General features: G+C 63.7%; 8 protein-coding genes and 1 tRNA gene. 5 read left to right on the top strand and 4 right to left on the bottom strand.

Annotated elements, in window-relative coordinates:
* Nucleotides 1–14: 14 nt before the first annotated feature.
* The 5 genes from ASU23_RS21585 (at nucleotide 15) to ASU23_RS21560 (ending at nucleotide 5,819) form a co-directional block, all read left to right on the top strand.
* A complete protein-coding gene (locus ASU23_RS21585; RefSeq protein ID WP_003942244.1) occupies nucleotides 15–641 on the top strand; it encodes a trans-aconitate 2-methyltransferase in 627 nt (208 codons plus the stop codon).
* A 104-nt stretch (nucleotides 642–745) separates the two neighbouring features.
* Nucleotides 746–816: transfer RNA gene (locus tag ASU23_RS21580), tRNA-Cys, on the top strand.
* 120 nt (nucleotides 817–936) lie between these two features.
* A complete protein-coding gene (locus ASU23_RS21575; RefSeq protein WP_058038682.1) occupies nucleotides 937–1,728 on the top strand; it encodes an ABC transporter ATP-binding protein in 792 nt (263 codons plus the stop codon).
* The gene (locus tag ASU23_RS21570; protein WP_058038847.1) at nucleotides 1,725–3,350 is read left to right on the top strand and encodes a hypothetical protein; all 1,626 of its coding nucleotides are present in this window, start codon (nucleotides 1,725–1,727) and stop codon (nucleotides 3,348–3,350) included. Before ASU23_RS21575 ends, ASU23_RS21570 begins: the two co-directional genes overlap by 4 nt.
* A gap of 1,020 nt (nucleotides 3,351–4,370) precedes the next feature.
* Nucleotides 4,371–5,819, top strand: a complete 1,449-nt coding sequence (locus ASU23_RS21560; RefSeq protein ID WP_047271426.1) for an MFS transporter — start codon at nucleotides 4,371–4,373, stop codon at nucleotides 5,817–5,819.
* Here ASU23_RS21560 and ASU23_RS21555 read toward each other — a convergent pair.
* From ASU23_RS21555 to ASU23_RS21540, 4 genes are read right to left on the bottom strand one after another with little or no spacing between them, the layout of a single operon-like run.
* On the bottom strand, nucleotides 5,768–6,613 hold the full coding sequence (locus ASU23_RS21555; protein ID WP_047271424.1) for a siderophore-interacting protein: 846 nt from the start codon (nucleotides 6,611–6,613) through the stop codon (nucleotides 5,768–5,770). The genes ASU23_RS21560 and ASU23_RS21555 overlap by 52 nt on opposite strands.
* Nucleotides 6,610–7,911 (bottom strand): enterobactin transporter EntS, encoded by a 1,302-nt coding sequence (gene entS / locus ASU23_RS21550; RefSeq protein WP_058038680.1) that lies wholly within the window; start codon nucleotides 7,909–7,911, stop codon nucleotides 6,610–6,612. Before entS ends, ASU23_RS21555 begins: the two co-directional genes overlap by 4 nt.
* A complete protein-coding gene (locus ASU23_RS21545; protein ID WP_003942170.1) occupies nucleotides 7,908–8,921 on the bottom strand; it encodes a Fe2+-enterobactin ABC transporter substrate-binding protein in 1,014 nt (337 codons plus the stop codon). Before ASU23_RS21545 ends, entS begins: the two co-directional genes overlap by 4 nt.
* A 40-nt stretch (nucleotides 8,922–8,961) precedes the next feature.
* A complete protein-coding gene (locus ASU23_RS21540; protein ID WP_253741430.1) occupies nucleotides 8,962–21,423 on the bottom strand; it encodes a non-ribosomal peptide synthetase in 12,462 nt (4,153 codons plus the stop codon).
* Between the last annotated feature and the right edge of the window lie 135 nt (nucleotides 21,424–21,558).

The raw sequence follows: 21,558 nt of genomic DNA, 5'->3' as shown, positions 1-21,558 counted from the left end.
GGTACCCTCGAAAGATGACTGCACACGCCCCGAACGAGCGCATCCCCAGCCAGTGGGAAGAGATCACTGCAGCCGACTCGACGCATTCCACACGATATGTCGAGCGTTTCCGTTCCATGAGAGCGGACGGCAAGGACATTGTCGGGGAAGCACGTTTGATCGACGCGATGCTCGGACGCGGTGGCCGGGTTCTCGATGCAGGGTGCGGGCCTGGCCGACTCGGCGGTTATCTGCACGACGTCGGGCATGTGGTTGTCGGAGTCGATGTCGACCCGGTTCTCATCGCTGCCGCAGAAGAAGACCACCCCGGACCGACGTGGCTTGTCGGCGATCTCGCCGAACTCGATCTGCCGGCCCGCGGTGTCGAGGCGGATTTCGACGTCATCGTGTCGGCAGGCAATGTGGTGGCGTTTCTCGCGCCGTCCACCAGGCAAGCAGTATTGTCAGGATTTGCTCGTCATCTCGCTCCGAGCGGCCGAGTAGTCATCGGATTCGGTGCCGGCCGTGGCTACGAGTTCCCCGAGTTTCTCGCCGACGCGACCGCGAGTGGCCTCGAGGCTGATCTGCTGCTCTCCACGTGGGATCTTCGCCCGTTCAAGGAGGATTCCGAATTCCTGGTCGCGGTGTTCTCCCGCGCCTGACCCGGCACTTCCCCCGCAGTCCCTGCGATCCGTCACCCGGCGATCAACTCACCCTGATCACAATGGTGGCGACTGTTGTTCACTACGAACATAATTGGATCAATGCGGGTGTGGCCGAGCGGCAAGGCAGCGGTCTGCAAAACCGTCCACGCAGGTTCGACTCCTGCCATCCGCTCCCCTTGCGAACCAGCGACTCATGTCGCAACCCCCACCTAGGAATGACATTCGGTGCACGCAGCCTGCATCGCTCCGCTCCGTCTCCGCGCACATGGCTCCGGACAGTTACCCTCGATCGATGCACCCTCTCCCCGAGACAGGACAGTTACCTCCCGGACCGATGGCTTTGCAAGTGGAACACCTCTGCATGGCGTTCGGCGCGAAAGTTGCTGTGAACGACCTTTCTCTTGCGGTGCCCTCAAGTTCGTTGTTCGGTCTGGTTGGCCCGAATGGTGCGGGAAAAACGACCACATTGTCGATGGCTGTCGGATTGCTTCGCCCGCACTACGGTCGCAGCCTGGTGTACGGCTACGACGTGTGGAACGACCCTGTGGCAGCGAAGAGTCTGCTCGGCGTTCTACCCGACGGTCTGGCGCTACCCGCCCAGTTCACCGGTCATGAACTACTCACCTATTTCGGGCGACTGCGCGGTATGCCAGAGGACGTCATCGCGTCACGACGCGACGAACTGTTGGCCGCGCTCGATCTCGCCGATGCAGGTGGAACGGTCATCGCCGATTATTCAGCGGGCATGACGAAGAAAATCGGGTTGGCCTCGGCCTTGTTGCACGGCCCTCGCTTACTGGTACTGGATGAGCCGTTCGAAGCTGTCGACCCCATTTCTTCGGCCGGAATTCGGAGCATTCTGCTCTCGTTCGTCCACTCAGGTGGCTCGGTCATTCTTTCCAGTCACGTGATGGCCCTTGTCGAACAACTGTGTACTCACATCGGAGTCATCGCAGACGGTCGCGTCGTGGCTTCAGGAACGGTCGACGAGGTGCGCGCAGGCAACACTCTCGACGAGGCATTCGTTCGCCTGGTCGGTAGCCGCAGTCCCAGTCCCGACGGACTGTCATGGATGCGCGCATGACCACCACCAGCTTTTCACCGACACACTGGAACCCGTCGGTCTCTGTGTGGCGCACTGTTCTCCGCATGCGCATGACCCTCTACAAACGTCAGTTCACCGGTGGAAGAGCTGTAATCAAGGTCATTGCAGCGTTGTTCGGGGTTCTGGGGGCAGCGCTACTGTGCCTACGAGCTTCGGGAAAGAACGGTGTTTCTCCCGATCTCGTCAGCGGCACAACCAGTCTCGCACTTTCGGCTATCGGCGTGATGTGGATCTTGATGCCGATCATGTCTGGTCTGTCAGATGACAATCTTCACCCCAGACATTTCCAGCTACTCCCCCTGGAACCCGTCCGACTCGCCAGAGCACTGTTCTCGACGTCGCTGGTCGGTATGACCGTGCCGATTACCGCGTTGGCTGCAGCAGCGATTCCAATTTATGCCGCTACACACCACCCTGCCGCACTGCCATTGGCCATTATCGCTTGGCCCGCAACGGTCCTGCTCATTGTCGGCACCTCACGGGTCGCGATGCTGGCGATGTCGCAGCTCCTGCGGAGTCGTCGCAGCCGCGAACTGGGACTGTTGGCATTCGGCACGTTCTTCGGCGGACTGTATCTGCTGCAATTTCCGCTGCAGAGTCGCCTCGGCACGGTCGTGGACGGCGACGTCACGTGGCCGCTCACGGTCGCGCATTCGATCCCGTTCGCGTGGGGAATCACCAGTGTCGACGCAGCAGCAGGAGGCGCCTGGCTCCTCGCCGCCGGAGCAGTCCTCGCCCTGGTGCTGGTCGATCTCGCACTGCTGTGGTCATGGCAACGCCTGGTCGTTCGCTACTTCAACGGGAAGGTCGCAGAATCAGCGGGCGCCACTTCCGTGCAATTGAAGAACCAGGGCCGCGACATTCGAACCGGTTGGCGCGCATCCCGACTGGGCACCGTCATCTCTCGCGAGCTTTCGCTCTGGCACGGAGACATGCGCCGACGAACACAACTGCTCTCCGTTGCCATCATGACCTTGGTCTCCGGCTTCGGACCGCTGATCTCGTCATCGATCCCCTTCTCCGCCGCATGGGGTGCCTGGTTCCTGATCTACCTGGCAATGGCAGCCGGATCGAATCTGTACGGATTCGACGGCGCATCGATCTGGCATCTGGTGATGATCCCCGAAGCCGCTGCCGCTGACGTCCGGGGCCGACAAATCGCGTGGGCGATCGTGACGACACCCTTCGTGGTCGTCGCAACAGCTGCTGTACGGATCTTCGGGGACCTCGGGACCGACCGACTGGCCGTGCCGCTCGCCGTCGGCATTTCGATGATGGGAGTCGGTGCAGGACTGGCAGTAGCGATATCCGCCAAAGCCCCCTACCCGGTCCCGGAGATGAAGAAGTCGTTCTCCCTCAACACCCGTGGATCCTTCAATGGCTCGTCCTTCGGACTGATCATCCTCGCCATCGTCATCTTCGCCGCGACAACGGCGCCCGGCGTGCTACTAGGAGCGCTGCTACCGAACCCGGTGAACTATTTCGCCATCCCTGTCGCTGTTGCGATTGGTGCACTTGGTGCTTGGATCGGAGGCCGCGTCGCGATCACCCGTATGCAACGCGAGCCGGATCGGATTCTGTTCGCGGTCACCACCGCATGATCGTTGCCCAGATAGTCCGAGAATTTCTGGGCGTCAGCGCAGTAGCCGCAACTTGCACCAAAAAACTCAGTCTGGGCAATCGGATTATCAGGGAGCCAGGTAGCGCAGCTCAACGGGTTCGGTCCTCGCATATCGCCGCCGGGCTTTCGTGACATAGCTTCCGCTCGAGCCGAACCATTGCCCTGGAAACATCGCACCACCAAGATGTTTGGCATGCCCCCGGAGCACTACGGTTCCGTACGTGTCGCCGAACGTCCCGGCCGATGCGGGAACTGCGCGCACCCCGCCCCTTCGCTGGAGCGCGGCTGGATCGAGCGCTGCCTCAGGTTCGCACCGCAGCCCGCTCGGTGTGCAGAAATCCTGGTGATGGACCACTACACCGGAGCGATGGAATTCTGCCGGTGCCGACATCCGTTCCACGGGTCCTGATCGCGCCGGATCCTCGAGATCCGCTGTCGAGCCGAGTCCCTCGGCGCCCCGGCTCAACAGCGAAATCACACCTGAATCAGCTCAGCGAGCTCAGCAGCGGCTCGAGAAGCTTGTAGAGCTCGAAGATTCCGATGATCGTTGAAATAGAACCCATGATGATCCTCCGTGATTCGTGAACTTTCTGTGACGTCGCGTCACAGGCAGAAAGCTAACAAACCCGGCATTCAAACGGGGACCTTGGATGTGTCCGGCAGATGAACTCCCTGCTCGGAGAAGCATTTTGGTGACCAGCGTCATGCTCATCGAGAAATGAGCCCCATCGTCACATCGCCTGACACCAACCGACGGTAGCAGCAAAAGTCTGCCCGTTGCGATCTGGCGATACATGGCACCATTTCCACCCCATCCGACTCTTGCTTTGTGCGCTGAATCCGATTACATTTCTCCACAATAACGGTACGCGTAACGAAATAGCGGGACGGTCTACTTCACAGCCCGATATATCCAGTGCCACAACCCTTCCGGGCTCTTGGAGGGGCGGCGTTTCGTCGCGTCCATAAGCTCCTCACTCCCCGATCGAAAGAGAGCACGATGACCACAGAGAGCGTCTCCGGCAATCAGCCGCGACCGGTAGCAACTATCGCAAGCCTGACCCTGCTGATCGCTGCCGTGGCCGCGCTCGAAAGCATCATCGTCCCCGCACTCCCCCTGATACAGAGAGACTTCGGAGTGACGGCCGACGTCGGAGCGCTCGCATCCGTCGCTCTGACGTTGAGCACTGTCCTCGTCACGCCGATGGCCGGGCGAATAGCCGACGTGTACGGCGCCCGCCCCACCTTGCTCGCGATCACGACAATCGTTGTCCTGGGCGGCAGCGTGTCCGCTCTCGCAACGATCTTCCCGCTGTTCGTCCTCGGCCAATTTCTCCAGGGATTCGGGCTCGGGTTGCTTCCCGTGAGCTTCGTGGTCCTACGACGCACTTTATCCTCGGACCGACTGAAGACGGCCACGGGTTTGCTCGGGGCTGTTGTAGTGGCCGGCGGCGCTCTGGGAGTCGTATTGTCCGGGCCCGTCGCGGAAAACGTCTCACGCACCGCGATGTATGCAGTTCCGACCGCGTTCGTTTTGCTCGGCGCAATTGCTTTTGCCGTGAGCACACCACGAGATCACATGTCGAACGTCGGCGGCCGACTCGATTGGCCGGGAGCGGGCGGATTGGCTCTTGGATTGTTGACGCTGACGGCGTGGCTGGCGAGCGCATCGAGCAACGGGTGGGGCGCACCGACGTCGATGCTGCTGCTTCTCGCTTCCGCTGCCGTGTTCGCGATCTGGGCCAGGTATCAGAGCCGGACAACCGAGCCGATGGTCGACCTGACGATGATGCGGCATCGTTCGATGTGGAGCGCCGTGGTCGTCGGCGTGGTTTTCGGGTTCACCTACGGCGCTGTTGTCTATCTACTTCCGCAACAACTCGCCGTGCCGGCAGAGAGCGGATTCGGCCGCGGTGCGTCGACCAGCGCCATCGGCTTCCTGCTGTGCGTCGGCTACGGCGCAGCGGTCATCGCGTCGGTGATCTCCGGAAAGCTCGCACAACGGGTCGGCACGAAAGCCATTGCGGTAGCGGGAGTTGCCTTCCTCGGCCTGAGCGGCGCCGTCGGGGTCTTTGCAACAACGATGTGGCAGATCGTTGTGGTGCTGATCCTTGCGGGTACCGGCGTTGCCGCCGCGTCGACGGCAGTGTTCGTCATCTCCGCCGACAGCGCACCGGCAGACCGCGTAGGTGTCACGACGGCAATAGTCACGATCGCCAGATCGCTGGGTTCTGCTGTGGGAACCCAAATTGCCGCCGGGATCATCGCGAGCGCGACTTCATCCGGCGGCCTTCCCCAGCACTCGGCATTCGCCACAGCTTTCGGAGTGGCGGCAATCGTTGCGATTGTCGGACTCGTTGTCGCGGTGACGATGCCGAAACCGGCATCAACCGATGTTCAGTGGTCGTCGTCGTCCTCGTCGAAGTCTGCGACTCCGCGCTTCCAGTAGCCCGTGATCAGGTGGTCGCCCGAACTCAGGCCGAGTTCGTCGCGCACGAATCTGCGAATCGGCTTGAGACTGGTGGCCTCACCGGAGATCCAGGCGTAGACACGCTCGCCCTCGGGCACGGTGACCGTCCGTACTGCCTGCTCGAGCAGATCCGAGTGACCGGCTGGGACGTCACCGCGGTGCAGCCATCGCACCTCGACGCCTTCCGGAACAGTGAGTTCGATTTCCTGTGAAGGGTCGGTGATCTCGACGAACACCCACCCGGCGGCAGCAGCGGGCATCATCTCGAGCCAACGAGCAATGGCAGGAAGGGCGGTGATGTCACCGGCCAGCAGATAGCGGTCGTACGTCCACGGAACCACGACGCCACCGGGCGGACCTGCCACGTGCACCCGAGTGCCGACGGTCGCCGCCTGAGCCCAATCAGAGGCGTACCCACCTTCGTGGAGCGCGAAGTCGAGGTCCAGCTCCCCCGCCTCGGCGTCGTATCGACGGACGGTGTACTCACGCGAGATCGGCAATGGACGAGGCCACTTCAGGCTGAATCCGTCGCGTTCGGGTAGACGTAAAGTTCCGTCTGCATCCGGGTAGACCAGGCGAACATGCTCGTCGGGAGCGTGCGATTCGAAGCCCGCCAACTCCGGTCCACCCAAGGTCAGACGCAACAGTCCGGTCCCGACCATTTCGCTGCGAACAACTTCGAGTTCGCGAATGCCGATGGGGTACGGCACTTTTGCGCCGGTGGTTCCCGCCAGAACTTCGGCGATGGTCGCGAGGTGGTCTCCTCGGTTCATGAACTACCTTCCTTTTCCGGCGGAGCATTCCCCACCGGCACAGTGTTTTCGGAGAGATCGACTTCGTTGATCTCCGAAGTTACCCGGCGCACCGAACCCAATGCTGCCAGGAGCACCAGGCCCAGTGTCACACCGGCGAGCCCCAAGACCAGTAGCGCGGCGCCAGGCTCGAGCCACTGCCCGAGGAACCCGGCTGCCATCGAACCGATCGCCGTACCCGTGACGGCTTGCACCATCCACAGACTGGACACGCGTCCGCGCAATTCGTCCGGCGTGTTCTGTTGAAGGACTGCAAATCTCAGAATGTCGTTGAGTGCGCGGCCGAGGCCGAATCCGGCCAGGCCCAGGAACGCGACAATCGCTGCTCCCGACGCACCCAGTACCACCAGGCCGAGAGGCATCAGCGCAACAGAGATCAACATCGCGGCGCCGTTGCGGTGGACTCGTCCGGTCCAACCGCTGGTGAGGGAACCGACCACAGCGCCGACAGCGGGGGCGCCGTAGAGCAGACCGAGCATGGTGGGTCCGCCGCCGAGGACCTGGTCGACGAAGGCAGGCAGCAACACCATCGGCCCGCTGACGAACATGACCAACAGACCGCTGATCAGGATGCCGCGAATGACTGTGTGCGTGCCGGCGAATTTCACGCCGGTCACCAGCGCGCGCATCGGGCTTTCGTGATTCGTGCCCGGTGCAGGAGAAGGGCCGATGGCTTGGAACAACGTGACAGTTGCTGCGGTGGCCACCGCAGCAACAAAGTATGTCGCGGGAATGCCGCCGGAGGCGATGATCACGCCGGCGATTGCCGGCGAGATCATCGTCCCGATGTCGGTGGTCAGCGCTACCAAAGCGCCGGCCGCAGCCATCTTGTTGCGCGGCAACAACGTCGGCATCAAAGCCATCAAGGCCGAGCTGCTGACACCGCCGGCCAAGCCGTCGACAGCTGCCGCGACGTAGATGACCCACATCGACGGGTGTGGCAAGAGCGCGTTGCACCCGAGAATGACAAAGCCGAGACCCGCAGCACTGCGGGCCAACTGGATGGTGCGTCGCCGATCGTAACGGTCAGCGAGCACGCCGCCGAACAGGCTGCCGAAGAACATGGCGATGGCCATCGCCGTGGACACTCCGGCAACCTGCAAGGTCGAGCCGGTGAGCTGGTACGTCTGCGCGGGGACGGCTACGACGAGCAGTCCGATCCCGAGCAGCGAGATCAATCGCGCGGAAAAGGCGTACCTGAAGGGACGGCTGGTCCGCAAGGGTGAAACATCGATCACCAGCCCAGCGAATCGAGTCATGCGAAGGTCTGGCCGATCAGGTCGAGGGTAGCCATTGCGCCGTCGTAGTCAGGACGGTAGCTGCTGGCGGGGAGCTCGAACGTCGTGCCTGCCTTGAAGGACGGCAACTGCGAGTAAAGCGGATCGGTGGCAAGTTCGGCCATCGGGCGACCGGACACCGGAATCACAAAGGCGACAGGAGCATCGGCGACCTGCGAGAGCAGTTCCGGGCTGACCTCGAACGAGTCACCCGAGCCGAAGAGCTGCGGGTTGCCGGCCTTGGCCATGACGTCGTCGGCCTTGAAACCGAGCTCGGCGAGCATCGCGGGCAGCGCGGCCGTCGGCGGAACGAGGTACGGCTTGTTGCTCGAGACCGAGAGGAAGTAGACGACGTTGCCCTCGGGAACCTTGATCTTGCCCTTGACCTCTTTGACCTTGTCCTCGTATGCGCTCATCAGCGCCGGAACCTGGTCGGAACGGCCCGCCGCGTCGGCGACGATTTCGAGCTGCTTGTCCCACGCGGCGACCGTCTTGGGGACCAAGACGGTGGGTGCGATAGCAGTGAGCTGATCGTAGAGTTCCTCGGACTGAACAGAGGTGATTCCCTGGCCACCGCCGATGATCAGGTCGGGCTCAGCCGCCGCGACGGCTTCGATGTTGAGCTGCTCGCCGGCCGGCAATTCCTTGGTGCCCTGCGCCTTTGCGGCGTCCGCCCAAGCCGGCGGGAATCCACCGTCGAGGTTCGTGACACCGAGGACGCGGGTATCGGTGGCAACCACCGGTGCGTCCAGGGCGTACAGGTATCCGGCGAGACCGCCGCTCAGAACCACGATGCGCTCCGCCGACGCGGGCACGGTGACCGAGCCCTTCTCGGTCTCGATCACACGGGTCGTGGGCTCTGCAGCCTTGGTCGGTTCGTCGTTCGAATCGCTACTGCAACCGATCATCGCCACGAGTGCGACGATCAGCAACCCTGCGATGGCGACGAATCGTCGCCAACTCCGTATCGCGAGGGGCGGTGTGGACTTCATCATTGAGCTCCCATTGTGTTTCAACTGTGTGGTTTTCGAACTATGTGGCCGTGCGTTTCGACAAATGGCTGTCGAGCAGCGGGGCGATCGCCGCCCACCCGGCTGGGGTCACCAATCCGGCGTGGTCGTACGGCAGATGGTGTACTGCCATGTCCCGGTCCCCGCGGACTCTGCGCCAGCGATCGGCCAGCAGCTGTCCGGACGCCTCGGCGTCGGCGGTGATCAGAGTAACCGGTCCGTCGTAGGTTGTGTCGGTCGAACTGGCCACGAGCAAACGAGTGGCATCAAAACCCGCCCGAACAGCGTCGACCAGTCCCGGTGCCTGAGTGAGGATCTCGGGTGGCAGGGCGGCGGCCAGATCTCGGTCGTCGGAATCGTCGCGACCGTGATCGTCACGATCTCCCAGTGGATGAGTATCGATCAGACCGGCGAACTCCACCGTCTCGCCGATATCGACCAGCTGAGCCGCCATCGCGGCAACGACGTTGCCACCGAACGAGTAGCCGAGCAGGTGGTACGGCCCGCTCGGTTGCACGCCGCGAATCGTGTCGACGTACATCGCTGCCAGTTGGTCCACGTTCGTCGGTTCGAGTGGCTCACCGGCAACTGTGGGCAGTTGCAGGCCGAACAGTGGACGGTCGGCATCGAGAACACCGGTCAAAGGCGCAAAGGGCCAAGCGAATCCACCGGCCGGATGCACGCAGAACAGTGGCTCTCCGCTGCCTTCGGCTCGCAGTGTCAGGAGGCGATCGCGACTCAGATCGATTTCGGACGCCGACTCGTCAAGGTGTGCTGCGAGCTCGGCGACTGTCGGACGGGCCATCAGCGTTGCCACACCGACGCTCACCGACAGGTCGTGCTCCATCTCCCCCACCAGTCGCATTGCTCGAAGCGAGTCGCCGCCGAGATCGAAGAAACTCTCTTCGGGATCGACTGCCTCGACGCCGAGTACCCGCGCAAAGACCTGGCACAGTTGCCTTTCCATCTCGGTTCGCGGTGCTCGGGCCGCTACACGGGCGGGGGGTGCCGGCAACGCACCGCGGTCCAGTTTTCCGTTGGGCGTCAGCGGAATCGAATCCACGACGACGATGTCCGACGGAACCAGGTGTGCCGGTACGCGTTCCCGCAACGCAGCTCGCAGATCGGTTGAATCGGCACCGGGTTCTTCGATGACGTAGCCGACCAGTCGCGGCGGCGCACCGCCTTCGCTACGGACTGACGCTGCCGCTCGCAACACTCCTGGCAACGACGCCAGCGCGGATTCGACTTCACCCAATTCGATCCGAATGCCTCGGATCTTGACCTGATGGTCTGCGCGACCCAGATATTCGAGTTCGCCGTCGCGGCGACGCAGTACAACGTCACCCGTGCGGTACATGCGCTTGCCGACGGAGTAGGGATCAGCAACGAACACAGCGGAGGTCAACGCGGTCCGGTGAAGGTAACCCATCGCCGTTCCGTCTCCGGACATGTACAGCTCGCCCGCCGCTCCGATCGGTACCTCCCGCAGACCCGAATCGAATACCCGCGCAGACGCGTTCAGAATCGGACGACCCAAGCAGGGTGTCTCGCTCCCCTGAACCGGGGATCCCATCGCGTTGATCGTGAACTCCGTCGGCCCGTAAAGGTCGTACCCGTCGACACCGTCCTGATCGCGCAATCGCGACCACAACTCGGCAGGTACAGCTTCTCCGCCGAGCATCACCAACACCGGCGTCCGCTCACCGTCGAGGAGACCGGCGGCCATCAGTTCCCGTGCATACGAGGGGGTTACATTCACGACGTCGATACCGACTTCGCGGTAATGCTTCACCAGAGACGCGGGGTCCAGTCGCGCCTGCTCGTCGATCACGTGAACTTCGTGCCCCGCGAGCAACCAGAACAGTTCCTCCCACGACATGTCGAACGAGAACGAGACTGTATGCGCGATGCGCAGACGTCGGCCACCCACACTGTTTTCGGTCGGAGTGAATATCTCGGCCTTGTGATTGTGATACATCGTCGTCAACCCGCGGTGACCCACCACGACGCCCTTGGGTTTTCCGGTACTGCCCGAGGTGTAGATGACGTAGGCAGGCTGGTCCGGTGAGGTCGGCCCGCAGACCGCAGCCTCGTCGACAACTGGTGCCGAAGACTGCCCGTCGAGTACCCCGGCCACATCCGGGTCGTCGAGGACCAGACATGGCTGTCCATCGGGAACAACGAGGTCACGCGTCTGAGTCGTGGTGACTACCAGCGCCGCATCGCTGTCGAGGATGAGTTCGCGCAGGCGTGCCGGCGGGTGAGCCAGATCCAAGGGAAGGTAGGCCGCTCCGGTTCTCATGACGGCGAAGATTGCGACGACGTGATCGGCAGTACGCGGAAGCGCGAGCGCGACAACACGGGTCGGTCCCCCGCCTGGTACCGACTGCCCCAGCGCCGAAGCGAGTATCCGTGCCAGTCTGTCCACCCGAGAGTTCATCTCGGCTGCGCTCAGTGTGACGTCTCCGAAGACCAGCGCCGTCTCGTCCGGAGTTGCCGCTGCCCTTTCGCGCAGTAGTGCGTCCACGCTACCGCCGGCCTGGTCCGGCCGTGGCATCACGACGTGCTCCGAAGCGAATTCCGCGGGGGTGCGCGAAAGCGGAACCGCCGTGTCCGCCACCGTGGCGGTATCGGAATTCGCCATCACTTCGAGAATCGTGATGGTGCGGGACAGGATGTCCTGAGCCACGTCGTGCGGAATCAGGTCAGGACGGTTTTCGAGTGTGAGCGCCATCGCCGCGTCCCCGACACCCGGATCCACGTCGAGCGTGAGCGCATAGTGGGTGCCGTCCACTGCGTCGAACCCGACGATTCCACTGCGCCCGAACGTGTCTCGACGTGCCTGTTCGTCACGAGGCGTGTTGCGGAAGACGTAGAGCGTGTCGAACAGTGTTGCGAACCCAGCGCTTCGCTGCACGTCGCCGAGCCCGAGCTGGTGATGCCCCAGCAGCGAACCTTGTTCACGGAACAGGCGTCCGAGCAACGCCGAGATCTCCTCGCCGGGCCGGGCCCGGACACGCACGGGAATGGTGTTGAGCGCCAATCCCACCATGCGGTCGGCGCCCTCGACCTCGGGTGAACGTCCCGAAACCGTCGATCCGAAGACCACGTCGTCACGGCCCGTCACGGCGCGCAATGCCAGACCCCACGCCGCAGAGACGACGGTGGACAGCGTCACTCCGCTACGTCTGGCCAACTCGCGTACGTGCTCGGTGATCTTCTGTTCGAGCTGAACCCGGGTGAACACCGGCAACGGAGCGCGTCCGGCTGATCCCGTACCACCCACGAGTGTGGGTTGCTCGAGATCCGCGAGGTAGTCCTTCCAGGACGAGATGGCGTCCGTGCGATCCGCTTCGGCGATCCATCGCAGGTGATCACGGAAGTCCGCAGGCTTGTCGAGCGCGCCGTCGAGTCCAACCGGGTCCGTGCCGTGTGTGCGAGCAAACTCGTAGAGCGCAAACAACTCCGCGTACATCAAGGTCTGCGACCAACCGTCGGTGAGCAGGTGGTGCTGAGTGAAGACGAGGTGCGCTCCCCCACCTGGCAACCAGACCAGCACCATTCGAATGAGTGGCGGCGCACTCAAGTCGAACAGCCTGCCGAAGTCGGCCTCGTCGACGGCGCGGACCTCGATATCCAAGTCCTCGGGTGCGACTGCGCTCAGATCGATCTCACGGAAAGGCATTTCGGCTTCCCTGGGCACGAACTGCACCGGAGCGTCGAACCCGGCGTGTGTGAAGCCGGCCCGCAAGTTCGGATAGCGTCGCAAGAGCGCATCCCCTGCTGCGCGGAGTGAGCGAACGTCGACGGCGGCATCGGCGGAGAACTCGAATCGCGGCTGCATGTGATAGACATCCGTGCCGCCGGCGCCGTCGAGAACCGACTGGAAGTACATGCCTTCCTGCAAGGGACCGAGTGGTAGTACGTCCTGCCAGCCCGGGCTCAGCGACTCGAGCCGCGCCCGACGATCCGCATCGACGGCCACGAGCGGACTCGGCACGCGATCCGGCGCGGTGTCGGGCAATGCCTTCCGGTCCACCTTCCCGTTGAGGGTGAGTGGTAGTGCCTCGAGCACCGTGATGGTCTGCGGCACCATGTGTTCGGGTAGGAGCTGCGCAATCTCCTTGCGCACCAGTACCGAATCGAGTGTGGTTGCACCTTCGGGAACCACATACCCGTGCAAACTTCCGGTACCCGCCGCATCGACGCGAACGGTGGCTGCCGCGCGGAACACACCTGCCACCGATCCGAGCGCGCCTTCGACTTCGCCGAGCTCGATGCGGAAACCGCGAACCTTCACCTGATCGTCCGCACGACGAAGGAAGTGCAAAACCCCTCGCCGGCGTCGGACCAGATCGCCGGTGCGGTAGAGGCGTGCCCCCGGCAGAGAAGGATCGGCGACGAACCGAGCGACGGTCAGATCGGGGCGGTTCAGGTATCCGCGTACCACCTGCGCACCGCCCAGATACAGCTCGCCCGCAACGCCTTCCGGAACCTCACGCAGGTCCTCGTCGAGGATTCGCACGTGCACATCGGTCCAGGGCTGACCGATCGTGACTCGGTCGCCGGTCGTGATCACCGAAGATGTCGCCCACACCGTGGCCTCGGTGGGTCCATAGACATTCCGGACCGAAGCAGCGTTGGCCACCAGATCGTCGGCCAGATCCTGCGGGAGGGCTTCCCCTCCCACCAGGGCTCGCACCATCGCGAGTCCGACTGCGTTCTCGTGTTCGGTGACCACTCGCCACAGCGCCGGCGTTGCCTGCATCACTGTCGCATCGCTTGCGATGATCAACGCCGACAACGCATCCGGATCGCGAACCGTCCTGCGGTCTGCGATCACGACAGTCGCGCCCGCCGCGAGCGGGCACAGCAACTCCAGTGCCGCGATGTCGAACGACACCGTTGTCACCGCGACGATGCGATCGCCCGGCCTGATCCAGCAATCCTCGAGTACCGTGTCCGCGAAGGCTGCGAGGTTGCCCGTCGAGACCATCACGCCCTTGGGGCGACCCGTCGAACCGGAGGTGTGGATCATGTAGGCGAGGTGATCACCCGCCGCGGGCGGCGGAGGAAGCACGACACCCGAGTTGGTGAACTCACCGTCCACGAAGACACACGTGGCGACCGTCAACGGAAGTTGCCCGGCGCTGTCGATACTGGTCAGGACACACACCGGAGCCGCGTCCTCGATCATGAACTCGAGCCGCTCAGTCGGGTAATCGACGTCGAGTGGCAGGTACGCAGCGCCGATGCGCAGTACCGCGAGCAGTCCGGCCACCAGATCCGCATTTCGATCCAGCGCGACGGCGACTACCTTCTCGGGTCCGGCGCCGACCGCGAGAAGTTCGCGGGCCAGCTCGTCGACGCGCGCCGACAGTTCCCCGTAGGTAATTCCGACCTCGCCGGAGATCACCGCGATGTCGTCGGGGTGGCGGCTGACGTGTCGAGCGAACAACTGCGAGATCCCCGACGGCGGCGTCGCGCGTCGGCCCGGGTCGCGATCCGGCTTGTTTTCCGCCAGTCGCAGATCCGCGACGACAGTGCTGATTTCGTGACCGAGGACCGCGATCACACCGTCGAGCAATGCGTCCGCAGTCGCGGCGTCGAACAGCCCGGCATCAACCGTCAATCGAAGTTCTGTTGCGGTTCGGACGAATTCGAGGTCGACGCTCTTTCCGGGCGAGTGACCGACACGGGCAGCGAACAGGCTGCTCGTCGGACGCCCGAGTAGATCGGCGATTCGGTCGAGGCTGACATCGGAATGCGCAAGTGCCTCGGAGACAGCGTTTTCGACTCGCCGAACGACATCGGCAATTCTCGGCCGACCGGACAGGTCGACCCGAATCAGGGTGTCAGTCCCTTCCGAGACCAGTCCGACCGCAAGGTCCCGACCACCGCCGAAGCTGTTCAGCGTCGCCGCCACGGCGGCCAACAGCACCGCGTCGAATCCTGGTTCGTCACCGAACCGGGCATCGCGTAGCTGACGGAGGTAGGTGTGCGGGCGGTACTCTTCGCCGCGCGGGCGGTCATACGGAAGGTCCGTTTCGAGGGGCAGGTCCGCGAGCGTGCGAACCCAGTACCGCTCGTGATCAGGATTTCCCGCCACCGCCGGGGCGCGGAACGTCGCCACGGTCACGACGGGTCGATCGACGCCAACGACCGAATCCGGCGAGAACTTCGTCCGATCGACGCGTGCGGCCACGGCAAGACCGAGGGGGGTCGGGGTGTCGAAGACATCCGAGACGACGACGCGAATTCCCAGCTTGCGCAGGCTTCCCACCAACCGCATCGCAGTGAGCGAGTGACCGCCGAGAGTGAAGAAATTGTCGCCCGGATCGACGTCGGGAATCTCCAACACCGTTGCGACACAGGCGCACACTGCATCAACGACCGCGGGATCGACATCGATCGCAGGTTCGGACGCGGCCACCTTTTTCGTGACAGCGACATTTTTCGCGGCAGACACCGCATCGGCAACGGACGCTGCCTGTCGGACTACCGTGAGCACCGCGGATGCGGGAGCTGTCGGCTCGGTCAGCAACCCACGCAGGATCTCCGCGAGCCGTGTGACCATTCGCTCCGCCGTGGCGTCGGAGACAACTGCCGGATCGTGGTACAGAACCAGATCCAGACCGGTGCTCGGCGGCGCCATCAACGTCATCGGATAGTGCGTGACTCCGCGGTTGGTGAATCCCTCGACCCGCAGTGTGTGCGATGCAGGCTGTCCTGCACCGGAGTTCGGGAAGTTCTCGAACACCAGGAGCGTGTCGAACAGTTGCCCGATTCCGGCGATGCGTTCGATCTCGGCCAAACTGGTGTGTTCGACGTCCACGATGTCGAATTGGGCGTTCTGGAGATCGACGAACTGATCGAGCAAAGGCCGGTCCGCGACGATGTCGAGGCGGGCCGGAATCGTGTTGCTGAACAACCCGACCATTCCCTCCACCCCCGAGAGTTCGGCAGGTCGGCCGGACACCGTGGCCCCGAACACGACGTCCCACTGTCCTGTCGCTTCGGCGAGCGCTGCTGCCCACGCACCCTGAACCAGGGTGTTGACCGTCAGCGCTCGCGCACGGCCGAGTTCGATCAGCGCTTCGGCGTCCGATGTCGCGAGAGGAACCTCGAGCGCGACGGGCACACTTCGCGGCGCTCCGGCATCGGCAACGAGAGTCGGCGCGGTGAGCCCACGCAAACGCTCGCTCCACGCTGCGCGGGCAGAGTCCTGATCACGGCCGGCGATCCATGCCAAGTAGTCGCGATACGGCGTCGGCGCAGGGAGGCGGCTGTCGCCGTCGTGGTAGACGTTCATCAGCTCGCGCAGGACGATCGGAGTCGACCAACCGTCGGTGAGCAGGTGGTGCGCGTTGAGGACCAAACGGTGCACCCCGCCGGGCAGCCGAACCAGTAGTGCACGCAGCAGAGGCGGTGTATTGACGTCGAAGACATGCTTGGCGGCCTCGTCCTCGAGCTGATCTGCAGAGCGGAATGCAGTGTCAGCTGGAACGGAGGTCAGATCGACCGAACGCCACTCGACTTTTGCGCCGCGCGGAATGATCTGAACGGGCCGTTCGAACTGCTCGTAGTGAAAAGCTGCGCGAAGGTTCGGGTGCCTGTCGATCACGGTCTCGAACGCGTCGGCCAACTTCGCCTCGTCCAGTGGCCCGGAGAGGTCGAAGCGTGCAGTGAGCGTGTAGACGTCTGCGACTCCGTCACGGACCGCATGGAACAGGAGACCTTCTTGTAGCGGCGAGAGCGGAAGGACGTCGGCAAGCGGTCCGTGGACGGCTTCGAGTTCGTTGATCCCTGCCTGATCGACCACCGCGCCCTGGCCGAAGATCGTCGCCGAGCAATCGGAAGGCGTCAAACCACCCTCGAAGAGCGCGGCATGCGCGGTCAGGGCAGCGAGCGCACGTTCCCAATGCTCTTGCAGCTCGACGATCGTCGCGCCGTCGAGCACTGAACCCGCCGCAGTCCATTCGACTGCCAGCGTCGTCGAGTCGTCCTCTCGGACAAATGCGTTGAGCGCCAGCACTTCCGACATAACCTTCGTCGCCGGCTCGATGACCGCGAATGGATCCTGCTCCGGCAATCGCCATCCGGTTCCGGGCAAGGACGGGAAGCGGCCCAGATAGTTGAGCAGCAGTTCGGGTGTAGCGCACGCGGAAAGGTCAGGTGCGGTGTCGGGATCCAGATGCCGCAGAACTCCATAGCCGACTCCGCCTCCGGGTACGGCGCGTTTTGCCTCCTTCACCGCACGAAGGAGATGCCCCGCAGCTGCTCCGCCGCTCAGTGCGTCGGCAAGATCGTCTGCGGTGAGCAGTGCATCGGTGGGAACCCGGACGGGGAACTCACTGGTGAACCACCCGATGGTTCCGGCGAAGTCGGTGTCGCTGGTGAGCGCGTCGCGGCCATGACCTTCGACGGTAACTGTCTGCGCGGGCAGCCCGATGAGGCCGCGGCCGTGCTGCCATGAGCGCAAGGCAAGCATCAAACCCGAGAGAAGCACTTCGTCGGCCTTGGCTCGATACGCCGCCGGAAGCGTGGTCAACAGCGCGTCGGTGACGGCCGGGGGCGCAATGGTTGTCGTGCGAGAGGCGGTTGCGGTCACGTCGATCTTCGGGTCGAGACGACGACTGCCGATCGGCTCGTCGTCCGCCTGTACCGACGCGGACTTCCAGTACTCGAGCTCTGACGCCCTGCTGCCAGAGGCCCCGAATTCCGCGAGCAACCCTGCGTATCGACGCCACGAACTTCCGCCTGCAGCCAACCGGGCCGACCTACGCTCGCGCGCTGCATCGGTAGCTTCGTGGAGGTCTGGAAGCAGAATTCGCCAGGACACACCGTCGACGATCAAATGGTGAGCCACGACGATCAATTGGTCGGGTCGACCGGCCTCGGTATTGACCAGTACGACTCGCAGGAGTTCACCGGCGCGTGGGTCGAGACTCGCCGCCGACGCCTCCGCGAGCTCTCTGATCCGGGACGGCTCGGAGGTGTCGGACACCTCGCGAACGAGTCCCTCGCTGCGCACTGCACCGGCGTCCCGGACGATCAATTCGGCAGTGCCGCTGTCGTTGTCACGGCGCAGGAGCAGGCGTAGAGCGTCATGGTGATCGAGGATCGTCTGCACGCCGGACTGCAGGTCACCCAGTGAAAGGCTGTCGTCGATGCGCACTGCGGTCCATTGCGCGTAGCCCGCGATTGCCTCGTCTGTCGGATTCTTGTCGATCAGTGCTCGAACGATCGGCGGGGCGATCACGGTGCCGGTCGCCACGTCCGCAACCGAGGCTACGGCGTCGGCGTCATCGGCAATCTCACGCGCCGCAGCGGCGATGGTTCCCAGATCTCGCTGTGCCAGTAGTTCTTTGGGAGCAACGATCAGACCACGCACCCGCAGTCGACTGCTGACACTGATTGCCGTGATGCTGTCACCACCGAGGCCGAAGAAATCCTCGTCCACGCCGACGCGTTCGCGGCCGAGCACCTCGGCCACCACGTCACAGAGGATTTCCTCGTGTGGTGTGGATGCAGCGCGACCTTCCGATTCGGCAGCCGGGGCAGGTAGTGCCGCACGATCGAGCTTTCCGTTCACCGTGACGGGCAGTTCGTCCAGAACGACGATTGCGGCGGGAACGAGATGATCCGGTACGCGACCGGCGAGGTCACGGCGCAATTCTTCCTGCGGCGGAAGCGTCGCGCCGGCGGCGGCTACAACGTAGCCGACGAGGCTGGGCCGTCCCCCATCCGTACGGATCAGCGCGGCAGCGGCGCCGATTCCGGGTACCGATCCGAGAACAGCCTCGACCTCGCTCAACTCGACTCGATGTCCGCGAATCTTCACCTGCTTGTCGCTGCGACCGATGAAGTCGTAGCCCCGCCCCGGCACCCACCGCGCCACGTCCCCGGCGCGGTACATCAGATCTCCCGGAGCCCCGAAAGGATCTGCGACAAAACGCTCGGAGGTCGCGCCGGCGCGGCCGAGGTAGCCCCTGGCCAATTGCGGTCCGGCCAGGTAGAGCTCACCTCGTTCACCGTCGGCGACCGGCTCGAGCGCGCTGTCGAGCAGGTACGCACGGGTACCCGCGAGGGGGTACCCGATACGCGGTCCGGCACCTTCGACCGTGGTCGCGATCGCGTCGACCGTCGTTTCGGTGGGGCCGTACAGGTTTCGAGCCGGAACACCGGATTCGATGATCGCGTCCCACAGTGCGGGCGGTGCCGCCTCGCCACCCACGACGAGGAGCTGCAACCGATGCGTACGCAGCAACCCGTTGTCCACCATCGCTGCCGCCATCGACGGCGTCGTGTCGACCACGTCGACGCGATCTCGCTCGAACGCCGCGACCAGAGCAACCGCGTCCTTCTGCAGTTCCTCGTCGTATACGTGCACACGATGACCACACAGCAGCCACAACAGTTGATCGAGAGACGCATCGAAGGCGAACGACGCTGTGTGCGCGGTGTGCAGTTGGCGGTTCCCGACGCGCTCGGCGGTGTCCCGGTAGATGGTGGCGCGATGGTGGTGAAGCAGGTGCGCCAATCCACCGCCTCTGACCAGCACACCCTTGGGCTTGCCTGTCGATCCCGAGGTGTAGATGACATACGCCAGGTGATCACCATGCCGTGCTGTCGCCAGTTCACCGAGTTCGAGTGGAAGCTCGGAATTAGCACGGAGTTCTTCGCGGACTGCGTCGGAATCGATGACGAGGGGGTCGGGCCGAAAACCTCCGACGAGTTGCTCGGCCAGAGTGGAAGTGGTGATCACGACCTTCGGCTGCGCATCGTCGATCAGATCTCGCAACCGCTCGGCCGGGTGCTGCGGATCCAGGGCCACGTACGCTGCGCCCGCGTTCAATGTCGCGAGCAGAGCCACCACCATCTCGGAAGTACGCGGAAGCGCAAGTCCGACAATGTCGTCCGGGCCGACATCGCGGGCCCGAAGCAACCGGGCGAGCTTGTGGACGCGGCCACCGAGTTCTTCGCCTGTCACTGTTTCGTCACCGCACACGAGGACTGTGTCATCCGCGTGCTCGACGACGATGCGGTCGAACACGTCGGGAACGAGTTCGACCGAGCCGGGCAGCGGTGCAGTTTCGCGGCCGGCGAGAATCCGCGCGGCTTCGGCCGCAGGCATCATCTCCACCTGACCGACGGCAGGATCTCCCTCCCCGACCATCGCGTTGACGATGCTGACGAAACCGGCGAGGCGACGCTGAACCGATTCCCGAGTATTGGTACGCGCGTCCACTTCGAATCCGAGTAGAACTTCGCCGTCCGCAATGGGCGTCACCGTCAAACCCAGGTCCTCCGGCGGTCCCCCGGCGACGTTACGCAGTACACCCACAGCGCCGGCGAAATCGAGGGCGAAGTCGAAAGCCTTGAGATTGATTCCGATCCCGTGAAGCAGTGCGCCGGTGCCGGCGACGCCCAGGTCCCGAGCAAGATTCTCACCGCGGTAGCGCTGGTGTGCGCGCAGGCTTTTCATCGTGGCGGCCACCTGCTTGCTCAGGTCACCGAGTCGATCGTGGCTGCGAATCGTCAACCGGAGAGGCAGAACGTTGACTGCCATGGCCGGCGTCTTGAGTGCCGTGCGGCCTACGCGCGCCATGAGTGGCATCGCGATGACAACATCCGTCTCGCCGAGCAGTCGGTGGAGAAACGCGCCGTAGCAGGCGATCAGTGCCTCGGCCCACGTTGTTCCCGTCGCGTCTGCCACCTCTTTGAGGCAGCTGAGGGCGTCGGCGGTAATGACCTCGCGAACCTGGATCGTTCGTTCCGCCGGACCGGTGACCTGCTGGCCGCGTCCGTCCAACGCGGGCAACGGCGTCAGGACATCACGCCAGTAGTCACGATCTTCCGCGAACTGCTCGCCAGCCCGGTACGCCTCGTCCTCGCTGACCAGATCTGTCATAGAACCGAATCGCGTTGGCGCGACCTCGGTTCCCTTCTTCGCGGCCGTGTAGTGCGCGGCGACTCGGCGCGAAATCATTGCTGCGCTGTATCCGTCGACGATCAGGTGGTGATAGAGCTGAATGCACCAGATCTCGCGATCGGAGAGCCTGATCAGCGAGTAGGTGTACAGCGGACGCTCCACCATCAGGCGGCAGTACTCGGACGCCCGGCTGCGCTCGGCGTCGACCAGTGCGTGCGCCACGGCTACGGGATCGCGCTCGTCACGGACGTCGGTGATCGGGATGATGCCAACCGGCTCGTCGGAGATGTACTGACGCGGGCCGTCCGCCGTCTCGATCATCCGCAGCCGCATGGTTTCGGCTTCACCGATCGTCGCCGTGATGGCGGCTGTCAGCAGTTCGGTGTCGATCGGTTCGTCGCCCGAGATTTCGAGCACCTCACCGACGAGGTAGCTCCGAGATTCGGGATCAAGCCTCTGTGCGTTCCAAATCCCGAGTTGAGCTCCTGTGAGAGCAAACGTAGCTTCGCTCGCCGCTCCGGAGTTCGAACCTGGAAGAACGCTCACACTGATCCCCTCGTCTGTGGACACACGTCACCCAAGGGTGACCTAACGTCGTTTTGGGTAGCCTAAACTAAATGTCAATGAATCGGGGAATCCGCCTCGCCGGTGACCCGAGAACCGACGGCTCCCGACGCGTCA

Origin of the sequence: Rhodococcus sp. KB6, assembly GCF_001445685.1 — a bacterium.
In the GTDB taxonomy this organism is placed as follows: domain Bacteria; phylum Actinomycetota; class Actinomycetes; order Mycobacteriales; family Mycobacteriaceae; genus Rhodococcus_F; species Rhodococcus_F qingshengii.
This window is presented reverse-complemented; position numbering and strand designations above follow the sequence as displayed.